The organism is Hymenobacter monticola (genome assembly GCF_022811645.1).
Lineage (GTDB): Bacteria > Bacteroidota > Bacteroidia > Cytophagales > Hymenobacteraceae > Hymenobacter > Hymenobacter monticola.
This window is the reverse complement of sequence record NZ_CP094534.1, coordinates 3,061,409-3,077,749: the sequence shown is the minus strand read 5'-3', so window position 1 is coordinate 3,077,749 and position 16,341 is coordinate 3,061,409. Positions and strand designations below refer to the sequence as shown.

12 protein-coding genes are annotated in these 16,341 nt (G+C 62.4%); 4 read left to right on the top strand and 8 right to left on the bottom strand.

The genetic code is table 11. The features are described from left to right. Window positions 1-579: 579 nt before the first annotated feature. The 3 genes from MTP16_RS12885 to MTP16_RS12875 form a co-directional block, all read right to left on the bottom strand. Window positions 580-1,437 (bottom strand): TIGR02452 family protein, encoded by an 858-nt coding sequence (locus MTP16_RS12885; RefSeq protein WP_243509190.1) that lies wholly within the window; start codon window positions 1,435-1,437, stop codon window positions 580-582. A 419-nt stretch (window positions 1,438-1,856) separates the two neighbouring features. Then, the gene (locus tag MTP16_RS12880) at window positions 1,857-3,380 is read right to left on the bottom strand and encodes a TROVE domain-containing protein (RefSeq protein WP_243509187.1); all 1,524 of its coding nucleotides are present in this window, start codon (window positions 3,378-3,380) and stop codon (window positions 1,857-1,859) included. 234 nt (window positions 3,381-3,614) lie between these two features. Beyond that, entirely contained in the window at window positions 3,615-4,790 is a 1,176-nt protein-coding gene (locus MTP16_RS12875) for a PcfJ domain-containing protein (protein WP_243509185.1), read from the bottom strand. 995 nt (window positions 4,791-5,785) lie between these two features. Between MTP16_RS12875 and MTP16_RS12870 the strand changes: the two genes are divergently transcribed. Next, window positions 5,786-6,688 carry a histone deacetylase family protein gene (locus MTP16_RS12870; protein ID WP_243509182.1) on the top strand — a complete coding sequence of 301 codons (903 nt, stop codon included), beginning with the start codon at window positions 5,786-5,788 and terminating at the stop codon, window positions 6,686-6,688. Window positions 6,689-6,712: 24 nt separating this feature from the next. After that, the gene (locus tag MTP16_RS12865; RefSeq protein ID WP_243509180.1) at window positions 6,713-7,738 is read left to right on the top strand and encodes a J domain-containing protein; all 1,026 of its coding nucleotides are present in this window, start codon (window positions 6,713-6,715) and stop codon (window positions 7,736-7,738) included. Window positions 7,739-7,753: 15 nt separating this feature from the next. Here MTP16_RS12865 and MTP16_RS12860 read toward each other — a convergent pair whose 3' ends face one another. The 5 genes from MTP16_RS12860 to MTP16_RS12840 form a co-directional block, all read right to left on the bottom strand. Continuing rightward, window positions 7,754-8,698, bottom strand: coding sequence for an NmrA family NAD(P)-binding protein (locus MTP16_RS12860; RefSeq protein ID WP_243509177.1), 945 nt, complete (start codon window positions 8,696-8,698; stop codon window positions 7,754-7,756). 72 nt (window positions 8,699-8,770) lie between these two features. After that, window positions 8,771-9,697 (bottom strand): alpha/beta fold hydrolase, encoded by a 927-nt coding sequence (locus MTP16_RS12855; protein ID WP_243509174.1) that lies wholly within the window; start codon window positions 9,695-9,697, stop codon window positions 8,771-8,773. 45 nt (window positions 9,698-9,742) lie between these two features. Further along, the gene (locus MTP16_RS12850) at window positions 9,743-10,336 is read right to left on the bottom strand and encodes a TetR/AcrR family transcriptional regulator (protein WP_243509171.1); all 594 of its coding nucleotides are present in this window, start codon (window positions 10,334-10,336) and stop codon (window positions 9,743-9,745) included. Between the two features lie 113 nt (window positions 10,337-10,449). Then, window positions 10,450-12,870 (bottom strand): T9SS type A sorting domain-containing protein, encoded by a 2,421-nt coding sequence (locus tag MTP16_RS12845; RefSeq protein ID WP_243509169.1) that lies wholly within the window; start codon window positions 12,868-12,870, stop codon window positions 10,450-10,452. 308 nt (window positions 12,871-13,178) lie between these two features. Beyond that, window positions 13,179-13,895 (bottom strand): PD-(D/E)XK nuclease-like domain-containing protein, encoded by a 717-nt coding sequence (locus tag MTP16_RS12840; protein ID WP_243509167.1) that lies wholly within the window; start codon window positions 13,893-13,895, stop codon window positions 13,179-13,181. Between the two features lie 356 nt (window positions 13,896-14,251). On the opposite strand from MTP16_RS12840, the gene MTP16_RS12835 reads away from it, so the two are divergent. Further along, window positions 14,252-14,668 (top strand): EamA family transporter, encoded by a 417-nt coding sequence (locus tag MTP16_RS12835; RefSeq protein WP_243509165.1) that lies wholly within the window; start codon window positions 14,252-14,254, stop codon window positions 14,666-14,668. Between the two features lie 290 nt (window positions 14,669-14,958). Next, entirely contained in the window at window positions 14,959-16,224 is a 1,266-nt protein-coding gene (locus MTP16_RS12830) for a T9SS type A sorting domain-containing protein (RefSeq protein WP_243509162.1), read from the top strand. Window positions 16,225-16,341 lie beyond the last annotated feature (117 nt).

Genomic DNA, 16,341 nt, shown 5'->3' with positions numbered 1-16,341 from the left:
AACCGTCTTTGGATGGCTTCCGGCGGGGTTCGAACCCGCGACCTGGGCATTAAGGGTGCGAAGTATGGCCGGGCTACGACACCCGGACAGGAGTTGAAATCAATGCATTGGGGCAAAAAAGCGGCGAGTGACTAGAACGGTATTGCGCTTTCGACCACTCAGCCACCTCAGCCATTGCCAGCTGAAGGAGGGATTCGAACCCCCGATTCCAATTGGAACAACATAAACGAAGGAACACTCGCCTACGGCACCCAATGCAAGCTTTTGTTTCCAGATAAGAAAGGCCCTGCTATGGCACCCGTCCGGAAACATATTTCACCCGGCTTTGTCCGGAAATTCGGGGCAAAAAGCGGCAGGCGTGTCAACCGCAGCCGGGGCTACGGAGGGGGAATCGAACCCGAGAAAGGTCCCGAAGGGCCCTTCTTTCACCAAGCGAAGTAACGCCCGCCTACGGCACCCGAACCATGCGGATTCTGCCGGGTTGGGACGGCACACGCAGTGGCGCCGTCCCGGTCGGCGACTGCCCCAAGTGGGCAGCCGTCTTCCTCATGTCGGCAAGTAGAATTAAGGGTTAAACGGTTAGAAAAGTGGTTTTAGTATGCGTTCGAAGGTTTGCAGCGTGGCTTGCGGCGGCTTCGGGTCGAACACCGCAAAATCGAGCCGGCGGAACCGGCCCCGGATGTTGGGCTCGGCCAGCACTTCGGCAAACAGCTCGGCAATCTGGGCCGGGTCGTTGCCAAACACGCCGCAGCCCCAGGCCCCGAGAATCAGGTGGTCGATGCCGTGGCGGGCGGCCGCGGCCAGCACCAGGCGAGTACGCCGGCGCATGGTGGGCACCAGTTCGGGCAGCAGTTCCGGGTTGTTGCGTTGCAGCGCCCCGGCGTTCACGGCCGGCGCCGTGATGATGTCCAATAGAAACGGCTCGGGCAGCCACTCCCCTGCTTCGCCGCGAAACACCGGCACGCCCGGCGCATAGCTGAAGTAGTCGCTGTAGAGGGCCGTGCTGTCGGGCCGGGCGTTGTACGAGTACATCTCCCGGAACTGCAGCAGGCACGGGTACAGGCCTGACGACCGCGCCAGGCTTTCCTCCTGCGCCTGGCTGCCGCCCAGGAAACCGCCGCCCGGGTTGCGCGCCGAGGCGAAGTTCAGGCAGCCCATCCGGCCGCCATCAGCTACCAAAGCGGCCGCCGCCTCCAGCGTGGTGGCGTGGTACACGCGCACTGCAGCCGGGGCGCCACCGGGCTGGTCGAACTCCTTTAGGAGACTTTCGGCATCGGCGGGGCGGTAGAGGCGGCTGCCGGTTTCGGCGGCTTTCTGGCTGGCCGCCAGGGAAACCGGCTGGCCGGCGGCGGTTTGGTAGCCGCCCTGCTCCAGCGCGGCCAGCGTGCTGAGGGCAATGCGGGTGCGAACGTCGCGGTTGATGGTATTAGGCGTCATGGCAAAAGGGTAGAGCTTAGTGGGCAGCGGCCCGGGAATAACGGCCGCTTTATTGTTGAAGAATATTATTCCCGGGGTTTATTAACCTGCTTTTCAGCAGCTAAAAAGGTTGGGGCAACAAGCGACAGGCGCAATGTTTTCGTCTTCCGCCCGAAGCGGAAACGGGATTCGAACCCGCGAGATGAAACGTATTTCAACCGAGAACTTTACCACGAAGTAGCGCCTGCCTACGGCACCCAACCGGAGGCAGCTAAAACCGGGCAACTGTCGCGGCACCCACGGTACTGTGCCCAAGGCACAGCGAAGCACTTAAGCTTCTAGCGTGTTTTCAGGACGAAGTAGGGCGCAGCTACGGCGCCGGTTTTATTTCTGAGGCGGCCGGGGGTTCCGCTTTATTGCCCGGCCGTTCCGCGTATTATTTACAATTCAATTTTCTCGATTTCCGTCAGCGCCGAGCCGCCGTTGTCCAGCGCGCTCAGCACGTCGAACACCTTGTCGGACCAGCCGGCGAGGAGGGCCACGCCCGTTTCGGGGCGCACTTCCAGCGGGGCGGTGCCGTGCCCGGCCAGGTCGAAGAGGTAGAGGCGGGCGTGGGGCGCCACGGTGCGGCGGTAGTCGGCCCAGATGCGGCCGAACACCCCGCCGTCGCCGGTGCTGTTCCAGAGCTGGCAGTCGGTGAAAATCATCACCTTGTCCACCACTTCTCGGCGCAACAACAGCTCCTCTACCACCAAGTGGCCGTTGGTGGCGTAGCCCACCTCGCCTTCGCGCTGGTAGAGCTCGTCCACGTTGCGCAGCACCGGGCCGCGGGGCAGGCTGATGCGCTTCCAGATGTTGCCGAACATGCCGGTAACCACGTTCTGGCAGCGGCTTTGCAGCAACATGCTCAGCACCAGGCCCACGTCGTAGAGCAGCACTTTGCTGCGGGCCGAAATGGGCTGTTGCATCGAGCCCGACACGTCGCAGGCCAGCACCACGCGGGTGTCGTGCCCGAAACCGCGCAGGTTCACGGCGCTGTGTGCAATGGCCGTTTCCAGGGCCGCCAGCACGCCGGCCACGTGGCCGCTTGGCAAGGCTTTCACCTCACGGTAAGCGGCCAGGAAGCGGAACGGCAACTGCCTGCTGCGCGCCACCGCAAACCGGTCGGCCAGCGTGTCGCACACTTTTTCAATCACCGCAGCCGAAACGTTGGCTTCTATGATGTTGCGCAGGTTACGGAGCAAGGCCATGTAACCCAGCTTGCCGCTGTCAATGAGCGTTTCCCAGGTCTGGCGGACGGCCGTTTGCTGGTCCGCCTCGGTGGCGAAGGTCTCCTGCCCTACCGCCGACAGCTCGGTTTCCCAAGTGTAGGGCGTGGGCAATTCGCCGCGCACCAACTGGTCGAACAGGGCTTGCTGGGCCTCATCTTTCGCATTCGGGTGAACGAGGAAGAGGGCATCGCGTAGGCGCACCGCCCCGTCGCGGTCGTACTTGGCCAGCTGGTAGCCATCGAAACGGTTGAAGCTGAGCGCCAGGCCTTTTTGCAGCTGCTTGGAGAGGCGGTTGAGGATTTTGGTCCCGCTCCGGCCGTTGGCTTGGGCGTAGAAGGCCAGCAATTCCGTGATTTCATCGGGGCGCTGCACCACGCGGGCCACCAGGCGGCTCACGAGGCTGTCGCCGCGGTGCAGGCGGGCCAGCTCCACGCACAGCACCAGCGGCACCGAGCGCAGGTTCAGGCTCTCACGGGCATACACCGCCAACTGCGCCACGAACCGCGGCTCGTTCTTCGCCACCAACTCGCGCAAACGCGCCAGCCGGGTGTCGGCTTTTTCATAGAACTGGTCGCTGAGCGCGGCGGTGGCCACGGCGGCGTACAGCTCCACCTGCGGCGTGAGCGTGAAGGCGGGTGCGCCTTCGTGGTTTACCGTCGGAGCGGTATTTCGAGAGAAGAAGTTGAAGCGCATAGTGGTAGGATTTTGAGTTGATTTTTCTATTGGTGCAGCCGGCGGAACCTCACCCCCAGCCCCTCTCCCCAGGAGAGGGGAGCCACAGCGGCGTGGGTGATGTAGCGCGGACTTTTAGTCCGCGAGTGAAATGCGTCTTTTAAAAATTCAGAGGCTCGCGGACTAAAAGTCCGCGCTACAAATCGTTAGGCTCCCCTCTCCTGGGGAGAGGGGCCGGGGGTGAGATTTCCCGCATTAGTCCTGCCAATCCACGCCGACGTGCTTCGACAGCACCAGGCGGGACTGGCTGAGCCACTGGATTATCCAGGCGTGTTCCTGCGGCGTCATCCAGCGGTTGTAGCGGCCGCGCACCTGCACCACGGTGCGGTGGGCGTTTACCTCGATGGTCAGGCCGCGGGTGCCGTCCACGGTCAGCGAAAAGATGCCGCAGCGGCCCGCCAGACACGATTGCAGGTAGGTGGCCACGCAGTTGCGCTGCGCGTTGCCCTCTTTCTGCAGCTGCGCGCCGGTGGTGAGCTGTTCGATGCGCACCGGGCCGTCCAGAAAATTATCCACCGGCAGGCCCGGCCAGCTGCTGGCCACATTAGCGCCTCCCGATTGGCGACGCGTCCGGGCTTGGCCATTGTGCCACTGCTCGGTTTGGGCCAGCACGGAGGCCATGCTGCGGCCCTTGAGGGTGAAGCCCGGCTGGGCTGGCTCGGGCCCGATGCCGACACTGCGCTTCTGATGAATCCAGTCGCAGACGGGGCCAAAATGGCGCGGGTCGACCATGGGCGAAGCGACGAAAAAGTCCACCACGCTCAGCCAGAAGCCATCATCGACCAAAGCCGCGCGGCCCAGGCGCGACTCCATCACCACGCCCCACCACTCCAATGCGCCGCGGGCGGCGAGCTGGGCGTAGCGCAGGGCTTCGCGGAAGGTGCAACCGGCGGGCGCTTCCCGCATGCCGTGCTCCAGCCGTTTGCTGATGGGCACGGGCAGCCGAGGGAAGCTGCGCAGCGAGTGTCCCTGCCCGAGGTGCAAAGTCAAATCGGGCAGGGACACGCCGTCCTGGGCCAGCGTTGGCCGCGTCCAGGACTCAATCAGCCAGTCCGGCGCGTTGCCGTATCGGTCGAACAAGTGCCGAACCAAGCTGGCCAGTTGCCGGAACACGTTGTTGCTCCTGGGTTTCCAGTCGGCCACTTCGCGCACTCGCTTGGCGTAGCGGCTGGCCAGCGCGGCCACGTTTGGGGCCAGTTCGGGGCGGTGCAGCAGGCCGGTGCGTTTGGTTGCCAGCGCCCGCAAGGCGCCGAGCGCGCTGCCCTGCTCCGGTCCGGTGCGGCCTGCCACGCACGCTGCATAAAGCTGCGCCAGGGCCGAATCGACGCCCAATTCTTCGTACAGTGCGTGCGGCGAGCCGAAGGAAAACATGTATTCTACTTGCTTGGACTGGGGCCAATTGCGCCAGTCGACGTGCCGCGCGAGGGCGGCACCGGCCTGTTTCCGGCGGTAAGCTTCCGCCGAAAGGGGTTTGTTACGGTTTGCCATAAAGCGGCGGCCTGCCCGCAGACAGTGCCTAGCTAGGTTTTCGATATGGAGAAGTGGGCGCCCGCAGTGAGCGGCCCGATTTCAGCCGTTTTCGGGTTCGCGCAGGGCGCAACCAATGGGCTGCTGGCTGGAGCAGCCGGCCCGCTGCAAGGGGCCGATATGCGGGGGGTGGAGCTAAGAAACGCACGGTGAAAAAAGGAATTAGAAAGGTGGAAGTGCAGAGATTTGCAGATGAATTAGCGAGTAGCAATTAATTAAACAGAAAGCATTCGTTAATTCTATTTGAATTATACGCACCTCTTCCGTTCAAATAAAAACAAGATTTTATTTGGGAATTAATTACACGAAAAAGCCCGGCTTTTCAGGGCCGGGCTTTTCAATTTCGCGGAAGTTTACGCCGAAGTTATCAGCGTTTCCAACAAAGAAGAAAAGCACGGCCGCACCCATCCAACAAGCCGCCATTGGGCCGGAGCTGGAATTGTTTGGGCAGGTAACTGGGGCGGATATTGCGCATGGATGGAATGAGGTAAGCGGTTGATAACCGGCTAGCAACAAAAAACCCGAGCTTACGGGCTCGGGCGGTGTCAGGTTTCAGCAGAGAGGTGAAATCAGGCAAACGTACCGAGCGGAAGCAGTCGTTCTGACTGCATCTTATCCGAATTGCTGGTGAGGAATGTGTGGCGGTACATGGTTGTTTGCTTTTGGTGCGACAAAGGTTTATAATTAATTTTTATCAAGCAAATTATTTTCAAATAAATTGTTAAATATTTTTCCAAACTGCGAATTCAAACGAATTAAGCAGATTTTATCAATAAATATTTTCGTTCGCTTAATCACAAATAAGAACCCTAACTCGTGCTTTCTGGTATTACGCCTACATGCCCTGCCTTGCCACTTCCGACCACTACACCCTCGACCTACCTGCCGACCACCGCTTCCCCATCGCCAAGTACGCCCTGATTCGGGAGCAGCTGATGTGGCAGGGCATTGCGGCGCCCGAGGATTTTTACGAGCCGGGGCTGTGCGCCGAGGAAGACGTGCTGCGGGTGCACACCGCCGAGTACTGGCACAAGGTGCGCGACTTACAGCTGTCGGCCCGCGAGGTGCGCAACCTGGGCTTGCCGCAAAGCCCGCAGCTGGTGCGCCGCTCGCTGAGCAGCAGCGCAGGCACGCTGCAATCGGCCTTGCGGGCCCTGCGCGATGGCGTCGGGCTGAACCTGGCGGGCGGTACGCACCACGCCTTTGCCGACCGGGGCGAGGGCTTTTGCGTGCTCAACGACCAGGCCATTGCCGCCGCGCACCTGCTGGCGCACGGGCTGGCCCGCCAGATTCTGATAGTGGATTTGGACGTGCATCAGGGCGACGGCACCGCCAGCATTTTTCGGGATGAGCCGCGCGTGTTCACGTTTTCGATGCACGCGGGGGCTAACTATCCGTTGCGCAAAGAGCAGTCGGACCTGGATGTGGCGCTGGCGTTGGGCACCGGTGATGTTGAGTACCTCAAGCTGTTGTCCGCCACGCTGGACCCGCTAGTGAAGCGCGTGCAACCCGATTTCATCTTCTACCAGGCCGGCGTGGATGTGCTGGCGACCGACAAGCTGGGCAAGCTGGCGCTGACAGCGGCCGGCAGCCGGCAGCGCGACGAACTGGTGCTGGGCTTGTGCCGGGCGCGGGGCCTGCCGGTGGCCGTGAGCATGGGCGGCGGCTACTCCGAGCGGCTGGCCGACATCGTGGACGCGCACTGCAACACCTTTCGGGTGGCGTTTGAACTGTGGCCGTAAGCACGGGCTGTACCTTTGCCACCGATGAAAAACCCCGATTCCGCGCATCCCGACCGCATTACCGTCCCCGTTCGAACCGACGAGCAGCCCACCGGCACGCCGGCGCAGCAAGCTTTTCGGCAGGCCATTCTGGACGTGGAAAACCTGCGGGAGCGGCTGCGCGACCTGCGCGCCGAGCAGGCCGAGGCCCGGCGGCGCTACTGGCAGCAGGTGGGCCCAGCGGCCGCGGCCGTGGTAACGGCCCGGCGCGACCTGTTTCCGGCGCTGGAGGAAGCGATGCTGCTGGGCTACTTCAGCCGCTTGGAAGAGCAGCAGATTGTGGACTTGATTCTGGGCAATGCGCGGGCGCTGGAAAACCGGTTTGGAGAGGACGAGGGCGAAATCATTCGAAAATATGCTCCGGGCGGGCGTGGTCAAATGCCCAAGGACCGTGAGGAAAAAGCTGGCAATGCCGAAGCCAAAGCCGCGCCTGAGTTCATCCCCGACCCTTCGCTGCCACTGCACGAGCAAGCTGCCCAAGCCGCCAAGGCGCGCCGCAAAACCAAAGCCCAGCGCCAGCAGGAAGCCATCGAGCAGGCCGCCCGGGCCGACCAGCAGCAGCTCGAATCCAACGCCAAAACCATCTACCGCCAGCTCGCCCGCCAGCACCACCCCGACCTGGAGCGCGACCCCGAAAAGCAAGCCGCCCGCACGGCCCTGATGCAGCGCATCACCGAAGCCTACGAGGCTGATGACCTGTGCACGCTGCTGCAGCTGCTGGCCGAATCGGGCCCCGCCGATGCCGAAGCCGACGACGTGCTGGCCCGCTACACCCGCGCCCTGCTTCAGCAGCAAACCCAGCTAAAACAGCAGATGAATGAGCTGAAATACGGTCCCAATGGCTTCGTCACGGGCTTGGGCCGCAAGCAGGAGCTGGAGCTACGCCAAATCAAACGCGACCTGCGGGCCGAGGCGGAGTACGTGCAGCACGTGGGGCGCATGATAAGCGAGGCGGAAGGATTGCGGGAGGTATTGCGTCAGCTGGCTGCCAAAGGACTGACGAGCGTGTAGCGGCTCAACCGCCCACTATTCCCCCAGCGGGCGTGTGGCCAGCACATCCTGCACCGACGTCCATCGGATTTCCGGGTAGCGCGCGTTGTCGAGCGGGGCCAGCTTGGGCAGGCCGGTGAACATGTTGTGGAGGTATTGCATGCCCTGCCAGGGCGGAAATACGTCGTCGCTTTCGGGCATCAGGGCTTTGGTGAGCTTGCTGAGGGCACCCAGCACCCCCACGCTGCCGGCCCACAGCAGCCCAAACGGCTGGCCGGAGGCGGCGCTGGCCGCCCGCTGCACGTCGCGGATGCTGGCCACTTCGCCGGCCACGCGCAGGTAGCGCGGCGTGCCGGGGTCGAGGGCCGCAGCGGCCGTAAACTCCGCGGTGTTCTCAATGGTGGTAAAGTCCAGCGGCTGGTCGGCATCGCCCCAGTACACCACGCGCTTCAAGCCAAAAAGGACCACCGGGGCCTGCCCGGTCAGCAAGTCGGTGAACATGCCGTTGAGCACCGACGTGGCCGCAATGGGGGCTTGGTCGAGGCGCTGGTTGAACTCGCGGCGCAGGTCGAGGTTGCGGTTACTGCCGGCGGGCAGCTTGGTGTAGTCAATGCAATAGTCCGACGGGATGAAGCGCGGCACCTGCGCCGCCACGGCCGCGTCAAGCAGCCGCTTTTGGGTTTCCACAATCACCTCGCGCAGCCCCGACAGGGCCGACACCACGCAGTCGGCGCCGGCACAGGCCTTGGTCAAAGCCGTTACACTGTTGAAATCGGCGTCTATTATTGTCGCGCCCAGCTCACGCAAGGCGGCCACAGCCGGGCTGGCATTGCCCGGCCGCACCAACGCCCGCACCGTGGCCCCGCGCTGCGCCAGGTGTCGGGCAATGCGCAGGCCCAGGTCGCCGGTGGCGCCAGCCAATACAATGACAGCCTTTTCAGCAGATGGGCGGCGAGGCGTGGAAGCTTGCGGTTCGGTCAAAACAAAGCAGGTAAGCGTGAATGAAATACTTCCGCTTACGGCGCAGCCGGCGCTAAGATGCCTTTTCGGTCCTTAACCAATGAAGGCCACGCCGGCCTGCACCACGGCCGCATCGCGCAAAATACGGTTGTGCCCCAGCCCCTTGGTGGCGTGCAGCACCGCCCCGGGCCAAGCCGCGGCAATCTGCCGGCCTTCGGCAAAGGGAATGATTTCGTCATCCTCGTCGTGCAGCACCAGCACCCGCTCGGTGCCGGCCGTGGGGCCCGCCACGGCCGCGCCGAAGGACTCGGCCGTGCGGCCCGTGGCCTGCTGCACATACTGGGCAAACTGCTCCACGAACGTTTTGGGCAGGTGCAGAAAATCGGCAAACCGGCCGGCCACGGCCCGCGGCCCGATGGGCGTGCTCAGCAGCACCAAACGCGGCAGCGGCTGCCCGCCCGCCAGCCGCACCGGCAGCCCCGCCACCGACGCCCCACCGAACGAATGGGCCACAATGGCGCGCACCTCCCCTACCGTATCGACGACTGCTTGCACGGCCCCACCGAAGTCCGTCAGCGTTGTCATTTTGCCAGCCGAGGCGCCGTGAGCCGGCCCGTCCAGGGCCACCACGCGGTAGCCCGCCGCCAGCAGGGCCTGCACCCAGGCCCGCCAGAAGCTAGCGCGGTGCTCCCAGCCGTGCACCAGCACCACGGCGGGCGCCGCGGCCTTCCCCCACTCGTACACGGCCACCGGACCGGTTTCGTAAGTCACCGTGCGGCGCCGGGCATCGGCCAACGCGGGCGCCTCCCAATCCTTTTGCGGCAGCCGGCGCGGCGTGCAAAACACCTCCCAGGCCCGCCGGAAAGCCAGGCCTGGCGCCAGAAGCGAGAGCACCTTCAACTGCCCGCGCAACAGGCGCAGGCCCGCCGGCGGCGACGGGTAGCGTACCCGCGGAGCCGCACTGCGGGCCGGCGCTTCAAGCGGAAAATAGTCGTGGGCGGGCGAGAAGGTGTTCGTCATAACTCAGCTTTTGAAAGGGTGTAAAACCAGCATCATTCAGCCCTTTCAGGCCAGCAGCTCCAGCCGCAACTGGGCCACAATGACCTGGAACGGGGTTTCGTCATGCACGCGGGCAACCTGCAGCGCCCCGGCCAGGGTGGTGAGCACCTGCGCTGCCTTGGCTGCCGGGCTGCCCACAAAGCGCAGGCTGCCCGTGGCGCGGCCCACGGCCAGCACCTGCGCCAGCCACTCGGTCAGCTCCCGGTTGAAGGTGCGCAGCTCGGCCTGCATGGGCGGCGGCAAGGTGCGGAAGTCGGCCGCCAGCGCGCCGAACAGGCACACCCGCCGGTCGTGAGCCAGGTGGTTGTCATACACGGCCAGCAGCGCTTCAAACTGCGCGGCGGGCGGCAGGTCGGCCACGCGGGGCAGGTCGCGCCACTTGCGCAGGCGGCGCAGCTGGCGCGTCACCAGGGCAGTGCCCAGGTCGTCCTTGCTGGGGTAGTGGTAGTGAATTGCGGCCGGTTTCACGCCCAGCTCCTTGGCCAGGTGCTGGTAGCTAAAGGCATTAAAGCCGCGCTCCAGTAGCAGTGCTTCGGCCAAGTCGAGAATACGCGTGCGGGTGTCCGGCGCCAGGGCCGCTTGAGAAGTTGGACTTGTCATTACGGCACAAAGATAACACTTACTTACTAATTAGTAAGTTTTTCGACTTTAAACAAAAAGACCCTCCTCAGTATAGAGAAGGGTCTTTTTAGGGGTTTAATGAAGCGCTGAAGTTAGTTCTTAAGCACCCGCAGGGTACGAACCCCGTTCGCCGTTTGTACCTGCACCAGGTACAAACCAACTGGCTGGTCGCTCAAATCAAAGGTGCCGGCTTGTGCATCATCAGCGTCGGAAGCGGCAACCCGCCGCACCACGGCACCCAAGGCGTTGCGCACCACAGCTGGCCCGACCACGCGCTGCCCGGAGCCACTCACGATGGCAAAGTGGCCGGTGCCCGGGTTGGGCACCACCACCGGCACCACCTCAGATTCAACCCCATTGACCGCCACAACCGGCGAGAAGGACTGCGTACCGTCGAGGTCGGTCTGACGCAGGCGGTAGTAAGCCAGCCCGTTCAGCGGGTGCTCATCGGCAAACTGGTAGCTGCGCGCAGTGCTGCTATTGCCGGCGGCTGGTACCGAGCCCAACGGCCCGAACGTGAAGCTGTCGCGGCTGCGCTCCACCGTGAATTCGCGGCTGTTTTTCTCGCTGGCGGTGCTCCAGGTGCAGGCCACGGCTGCACCGGCCCGGCGGGCGGCAAACGCAGTCAGCTCAACCGGCAGCGCACCGTTGGGCAGCGACGACACGCCAAACGGCGAAAAGCTGGTGATGCCCGGCCGCGAAACCACGCTGGACCCAGCGATGCTGCCCGTGGTGGCGCCCCCGGTAGCCGTGTACTTATCCCAGGCGCCGCCGGTGTAGTGGTTGATGTGGGCTTGGGTGTTATTGAAGTTGGCCGTGGCGTCGGCCGTGTTCCATTGCAGTTTCAAAGTAATGTTGGAGTTGCCGCTCACTTCCTCGTCCACAAACCAGGTCTTTTTCACATTCCTAGAGGCCACTTCCGTGCCCGCCACGCCAACTTCAGCGGCCGTGTAGCTGGTATAAGTATTCGGGGCCACCCGCACGCCGTAGGTATCTTCCGACTGCGCCTGCGTCTGGCTCAGCAGGGCCGGCGTGTAGGAAGTGGCCGACGTACCGACCGGAAACAGCACTTCCGCCCCGTCGTTGGTCACCGTGCGCTGCAGGCTGCCTTTGCCGTTGGTCACGAAAATCGTGCTGGCGCCGTTCAGGCCGGTCAGCGTCGCGCCTTTCAGCAGCAGCAGGTCGTAGTCGTTCAGGCTCAGCGCAGCCGTCGAAGGCGTGTTAAAGGCGAATCCAGAATTTATCAGCACATTGCCGGTCAGCGTTTTAGGCCCAGCGCCCGTCAGTTTGAGCGTGCCGTAGCTCGCGCTTTTGATGTTCTGGGTAGTAGTACCCGTGTTCACGTACTCAACGGTGCTGGTGGGGTGTACCGTGCCCAGGCTGATGTTGTTGTTCACCTGGTTTATTTGCAGCGTTGAGCCCGCGCCTACATCCACCGTGCCCTGAATGAAGTCGGTGGAATTCACATAAAGCGTGGCCGGCGAAGCGGCCGTGCCCACTATAATCTTGGAGTTGGCTCCGCTCACCGCCCACGTGCCGTTGATGCGGTCGGCGGTGCCGGTGTTCCCCTGCACGTAGTAAGTCGTGTTAGGAGCCGTGAAGTTGGCGGGTGAGGTGCCGCCGGTGCCGGAAGTATTCGTGCTCCAGTTGCCCTTGGCATCCAGGTTTTTATTGCCGTCGGTCGAGGAGTAAAAGATGTTGGTTTGCGGCGTAATCACGATGTCGTCCACGCTCAGGCCGTTGCCGTTGGTGGCCGAATTGAACACGTAGCCGAAGCGAATCATGATTTCCTGGTTGGGCAGCAGGTTCAGGCCCATCAGGGTGGTTTGCTTCACGCGGCGGTTGGTGGCGGCGTTGCCGTTGCGCGGGGCAATGGCGGTGGAGGTGGACGGCGCCGGCACCCCCAGGTCGGTAATGGGCAGCCAAGTGCCCGCGATGAGCGAGTTGATGGCCACGTTGGCGGCGCTGCGCTGGTAGTCCACCGTCACGTTGGCGGCCTGGGTCTGGCTCGAATTGTACCACTGCTCCATGGCGTAGCGGATTTCGAGGTTCACGATGGTTTTGGTCGAGCTGTTTTTCAGGCGAATGCCCACGTAGCCCTTGCCCGAGGTGAGCGTGGTACCGGCAATGCCCCCCAGGGCCCGGTCCGGGTCGCCGACAATGCCGAAATGGTACCACGACGGGCCGTGGGGCGTGCCGTCGGCATCCACGGTGCCCGCGGCAGTAGAGCCTTCCGAGCCATCATCGGGGGCCATTTTCGCCGCGGTGCCGTTTCGCTGCGACGATTCCAGCTCCTGACCCGCAAACATGCCGGTGTCCAGAGTATACTTGGCATACACGCCCGTCAGGGTCGAGTTGCTGGTAAAAATGGCCTTGGTGTTGGCCAGTCCATCAAAGTTCTGGCTGTATGACCCTAGGTTGGAATCCGTGAAAAGATACTGGGCTTGGGCAGGCAAAGCCAGCAGGCTGGCAACCCACACACCCAGGCCATAGAAAATAGAGGTTTTACGCATAGCGGAATGAGTTGTTGAGTACGCTTATTGCATTATGCCTGCAAAACAGGTGGCACAAAGTTAAACCCTCGAACACACTTTCCGCATAAATTTATATTACTATGCCAAAAATTACCTTATTTAATAAAAATATTTATAAAACTAGCGTCATTTCAAAAATATTGTATTTATAAATAAACTGATGGCATCTGCCCAAGTTGTCTTGGTGCCAGCATCAGGGCACGTATCCGGAGGTCAATAGAAAACCAGTGCACTTGAACAGCATGAACCTGGCTTCCGGAATACCTCACGCCACCACTGCCCGCCCCCTACTCCCCGGCCCCGAGTCCCAGGGAATCAACCGCGGCCTGCACGGCCTCGGCCCGATAGGCGGGGGCGGAGGCGGGTGCTTTCAGCAGGCGCAGCAGGCGCTGGTATTTCTGGCGGCCTTCGGCCAGCATCTGCTCGCTTACTTCGATGGTGAACACGCCGAAGGGCTCCACCTTCTGCACCCCTACCAGCAGAAACCGTTCGGCGCGCAGCGCATCGGTGTAGAAAGCGGCCTGCCGGTCGTAGTCGTAGGCCGAGCATTGCCAGAGGAAATGGTCGGCGTCGCGCGCCATGGTGGTTTTGAAGTCGATGATGGTAAAGGGCTGGGCCGGGTCATCCACAATGAGGTCGGCGCGCAGCTTGCAGAGCGTGTCAGTTACGGGCTCGGTGAACAGGGCGCTCATTTCGGAGCGGCCCACGGCCAGCAGCTCGTTCAGCCGGGCGTCCATTTTTACGCCGTCCACCAGCCACCAGACCAGGGTATCATTCAAGCCGGGCTGGCCGGGCACGTAGTCGTCGGGCTCCAGCAGGGCCGTGTGGAAAGCGGTACCAAAGCTTAAGGCGCCGTCGTTGGAAGTGCTGTGGGCGCGCGGCGGGCGCCCGTCGAGGGCGTCGCGCAAGCGCGAGAGGTCCGAGTTGGCCACGGCAGGCATGGCGCGGTAAGTGTCGTAGTCGAGGCGGAGGAGGTCGGGGCGAGAAGCAGACGGGGTAGGCATAAGCCTTAAACAGCAAAACCCCGCAATTGGTGGCGCGAGGACTCACAAGAAAAGTGCTGGAGTCTGCCTAAGAGCAGACAGCACCTGCTATTCGTTCAACCGGCCACCTATTGCGTAAGAAAATACAGCCCCGGCTGCAGGCAATTTTCGGTGCGCCCCAGGCCGCCGGGCACCAGCTGCCCGTCGCTCTGGCCTCACCCGTTTCATCCCAGATGACGCTTTCGCTTCCCGAACCGACAACGAACATCGACCATCCCAACGCCTCCGTAGCCGGTTTCCCCCCCTGTCGCTGGAGTTGAATCCAGCTTTCGGCTTCTCCCTCCCTCCCCCACTCCCCTTTCTCTCCCTCACTCACCATGTGGCTTCCCTACGCGCTGCTTTCCGCCTTCTTCGCCGCCCTCACTGCCATCTTTGCCAAAATCGGCATCAAAGGGGTCGACTCCGACCTCGCCACTGCCATTCGCACGGTCGTCATTCTCCTCCTGGCCTGGGGCATTGCCATCGCGCGCGGGGCCACGGCTGGGCTGCCCGCCCTCACGCAGCGCACCTGGCTGTTTCTGGTGCTGTCGGGGCTGGCCACGGGGGCGTCGTGGCTGTGCTACTTCCGCGCCCTCAAGTTGGGCCCCGTGAGCCGGGTGGCGCCCGTCGACAAACTCAGCGTGGCGTTGGCGCTGATATTGGCCGTGGCATTTTTAGGTGAATCGCTTTCCCTGCGCGGCGCGCTGGGTGCTGGACTGATTTTAGCCGGCACCGTGGTGCTGGCGTGGTCCTGACCGGCCTCGGGCAGGGCAGAACCAAGTCTTATAAGGTGGTTGCTAGACTTTGAAAGGCCAAATGAACAGCTTTGCAATTTTGTTTGGCTTGGGTGTGATGCCAGAAACATGGCCGCTTTATATAACAGCACCATGTTAATTGTGAGCGAGCCAGATTTTGCACTTTATACACTTATTATATAATTAGAGAATTTTTCTCTGCATTTCATTGTAGAAGGAGGGTTGCAGCTTTTTATCGCAATAATCCAGTTTTTACTATGAAAAAGATTTTTTCGCTCCTTACATTAGCAATGACATTTAATAGCCTTGTTTCTATTAATGCCTTTGCGCAGAGCCAGTGTACTTATCGTGCCATTAACAGTGGTTCCTTCTCCAGCGCCAGCACCTGGAGCTCAACCTGCGGCGGTGCCCCCACCCCCGGCAGCGATGACATTATCATCATCGAGGGATTTAACGTCTCGCTCGACGTCAACTACCAAGTAGGCAAAAATGGGTCGATTAGCGTGCTGGGCGGCGGCTCCTTGGTAGGTGGGTCCGATTTGCGGCTCGGCGATGGCACCGGCGCTCAGGTCAGTACCCGGCTCACGGTGGCGCCCGGCAGTACCGTACGGGTGGCGCAGCTTACCGTCAACAAAGCCACCGTCACCGTCGACGCTCCGCTCAACGCTGCTGCCCCCACCACGCTGGCCACCGATTGCAACCTGGTGCTCATGAACTCCAACATCACCGACAACAGCCGCGTGATAATTAACGGCAACGTGGACGTGACCGGCGGCGGGGCCAACAACACCCTCTGCGGCACCGGCAGCGTGCGCATCACGGGCTGCGTGTATGGCGGCAACGGGGCGGTGAACAAGCTGGCCAATAACTGCGCGGCCTCGCTCGTGACCACCGTGTGCGCCCAGCAGGCCACCACCGGCTGCCCCGGCCCCGTGGCCGGTGCCAACGCCAACGAGCGGGCCTGCGATGCGTTGGTCACAGCCTGCCCCAGGCCGCTGCCCGTCGAACTAGTCATCTTCTCGGCCACGGCCACCGACAAAAAACAAGTGGCCCTGCACTGGGTGACAGCATCGGAAAAGAACAGCCGCAACTTCGTGGTAGAACGCTCGATGGACGGCAAAACCTTCCGCGACTTCGCCACCGTAGAGGCCGCCGGCTCCTCCCAAACCCAGAAAGTGTACGATTTCACCGATGAACAGCCGCTGCCCGGTACCAGCTACTACCGCCTGCGCCAAGTCGATTTGGATGGCACCGCTAACTACTCGTCCGTACGCACCGTGAAGCTGGGCAGTGCCAGCAGCCATACCTTGGCCGTGTACCCCGGCGGCACGGCTCGCCAGTGGACGGTGCTCAGCACCTTGCCCGCCGAGGCACTGGTAGCGCCCGCCACCGTGCAGGTGTTCGACGCCGTGGGCCGCCTGCAAAAGGCCACGCCCGTGGCCGACGCCAGCCAAACCGGCCGTTGGGCGCTCGACCTGGGCTCGCTGCCCACGGGCGTGTACATTGTGCGCCTCATTACCGTGGCCGGCACCTTCAGCCAGCGCATCGCCCAGTAACGGGCTAATGAGTTAGCTAAATAATCAGAAAGCCGTTCCTGCCAGTCAGGAACGGCTTTTTTTATGATGGTAAAGCATTGGAGAATTAGCGGCCAATACTGCCCCTATTTGCCGGAG

Coding starts and splice junctions, on each gene's coding strand:
- MTP16_RS12885 (WP_243509190.1), bottom strand. CDS start 1,437: ATGACGCCTAATACCATCAACCGCGACGTTCGCACCCGCATTGCCCTC.
- MTP16_RS12880 (WP_243509187.1), bottom strand. CDS start 3,380: ATGCGCTTCAACTTCTTCTCTCGAAATACCGCTCCGACGGTAAACCAC.
- MTP16_RS12875 (WP_243509185.1), bottom strand. CDS start 4,790: ATGTTTTCCTTCGGCTCGCCGCACGCACTGTACGAAGAATTGGGCGTC.
- MTP16_RS12870 (WP_243509182.1), top strand. CDS start 5,786: ATGCCCTGCCTTGCCACTTCCGACCACTACACCCTCGACCTACCTGCC.
- MTP16_RS12865 (WP_243509180.1), top strand. CDS start 6,713: ATGAAAAACCCCGATTCCGCGCATCCCGACCGCATTACCGTCCCCGTT.
- MTP16_RS12855 (WP_243509174.1), bottom strand. CDS start 9,697: ATGACGAACACCTTCTCGCCCGCCCACGACTATTTTCCGCTTGAAGCG.
- MTP16_RS12850 (WP_243509171.1), bottom strand. CDS start 10,336: ATGACAAGTCCAACTTCTCAAGCGGCCCTGGCGCCGGACACCCGCACG.
- MTP16_RS12845 (WP_243509169.1), bottom strand. CDS start 12,870: ATGCGTAAAACCTCTATTTTCTATGGCCTGGGTGTGTGGGTTGCCAGC.
- MTP16_RS12840 (WP_243509167.1), bottom strand. CDS start 13,895: ATGCCTACCCCGTCTGCTTCTCGCCCCGACCTCCTCCGCCTCGACTAC.
- MTP16_RS12835 (WP_243509165.1), top strand. CDS start 14,252: ATGTGGCTTCCCTACGCGCTGCTTTCCGCCTTCTTCGCCGCCCTCACT.
- MTP16_RS12830 (WP_243509162.1), top strand. CDS start 14,959: ATGACATTTAATAGCCTTGTTTCTATTAATGCCTTTGCGCAGAGCCAG.